The sequence below is a fragment of the Photorhabdus temperata genome (genome assembly GCF_025384845.1).
In the GTDB taxonomy this organism is placed as follows: domain Bacteria; phylum Pseudomonadota; class Gammaproteobacteria; order Enterobacterales; family Enterobacteriaceae; genus Photorhabdus; species Photorhabdus temperata.
Genome location: NZ_JAJAFX010000170.1, coordinates 1 through 1682, shown reverse-complemented (window position 1 = coordinate 1682; position 1682 = coordinate 1). Strand labels below are relative to the sequence as shown.

Genomic DNA, 1682 nt, shown 5'->3' with positions numbered 1-1682 from the left:
CTGATAAACAACCCTTTCCCGGCCCGGATCGCGCCCCAGTCATCAGTGCGCAATTCAAAACCTTCGCCCCGTTTATCCGGGTGCGGTTTCTGACTGTCCACCAGATACCCCAGGTTAAGCTGGCTCTTACCGCCGTATTCGGTACTCAGTTTGATGTGCTCCCGACCGCGTTCGTCATCCATCCGCAATTTGTTATTCGCCGGGGTACGCAGGACATTGCGTTTGTAGTTAAACAAGGTGACGTGATCGGGGTGTTTTGAGTCGTGCAGCGCATGGGCGATATAGGGCCGATCCGGGTCGCCCCCTTCAAACGCGATCGCCACCTCGGTACCATCAAGCAACGGCCAGTGAAAACCGTAGGTGTCGCCCGCATAGGGACGAGCCAGACGCACCCACAGGCTTTCTCCCCCCTTCGGCCATTCCGCCCGGTCAAAATCAAACGCCACCCGGTACAACCCGTCTTTATCAATATCCCCGTACGGGTCGTTCACGACCGTGCTGCTTACCCTGGCGGGCAAGGTGCCCGCTATCCGGGGTTTGGGGATCAATTCAGGTCGAAAACAGATGTTTTCCGCGTAGGGAATAGCGGTGAATGCCATTTCAAAACTGCGATCCCGGCGCGCACTGCTGCAAATACCGGTTATCACCGCCCCTTTACGGAAGGCTTCCGGGGCCTCCCCCCTGACTTTCAACTCCTGGCCCGGTAACAGCGTGGCGGATGTCGTCAATCCCCGCAGTTGAGTCTGTCGATTCAGGTAACGTTCATGTTGCAGCCGGGAGTAGAACACCCCGCTTTCCACTTCCGGATCCAGGTCGTAACGGTTGCCTAACACCCGGTAGTTGTTATCCAGGTAATGGTACGCTTCGCCATACAGGGTCTCATCGCCCCGCGTCACATCCACTTCGGCATCCATACCGTATTGCGGCAACGCGTCACGGTAGTCATAATCCCGGGTCGCCACTTTCCCTTCCACCACCTGATGCGCCGTTTCCATGCCCCACACCGCGTCCACGTCCCCGCCGTGCATCCCTGACGGATTGCGGGCCGGCATATAGACATTCAACTGGTAGTAACGTTGATCGTCGTAAAATTCCACCACGTCAATTTTCAGCCGATCGTCCGCGGTCAGTTTGTACCAGATCCCCACTTCCGCCAGCAGGCGTTGCACAAAACGCAAGTCATCTTCGTCGTATTGCATCACCTGCTCCCGCTTCGGGCAGGGGTACGCCAGGGTGAATAAGAAATCCTGGCCGCGAAAACCGTGACGTTCACGCAGGATTTTTTCCACGATTTCCGGTACCGACATCTTTTGATAAATGGCGGACTGGCGGCTTCTCGACAACAGGGCCAACCGCGGCTCCAGGATCACTTCATAATGGCTTTCATCCCGCGAGGTGGACAACAGCTTAAATTGGCTGATCACCCCGTAGATTGTGCGCAGCGGTGCCGGCGGTATCACCGGCATTCCCCGTATTCCCGGATTAATCGCGGGGGACGTCAGGGTAAACGCGGCGTCCCGCATCAGCATCTGCGCCGGTTTGATATCTTTCACCGGGCTGGTGAATTCAATGGCGTAACGAAAAGGCCGGCTTAAGGCTTCCTGCCCGCTAAACGCCACCACATCCAGCGTCGCGGTATTTTTCCACACTTTCAGTTTGTAGCGGCTGTGATCAAAGATGAT

General features: G+C 56.6%; 1 protein-coding gene. It reads right to left on the bottom strand.

The window, feature by feature from the left end; genetic code table 11:
- Positions 1 to 1682 (bottom strand): type VI secretion system Vgr family protein (locus LGZ99_RS24360; protein ID WP_262979839.1); only part of this gene is annotated, 1682 nt, incomplete at both ends.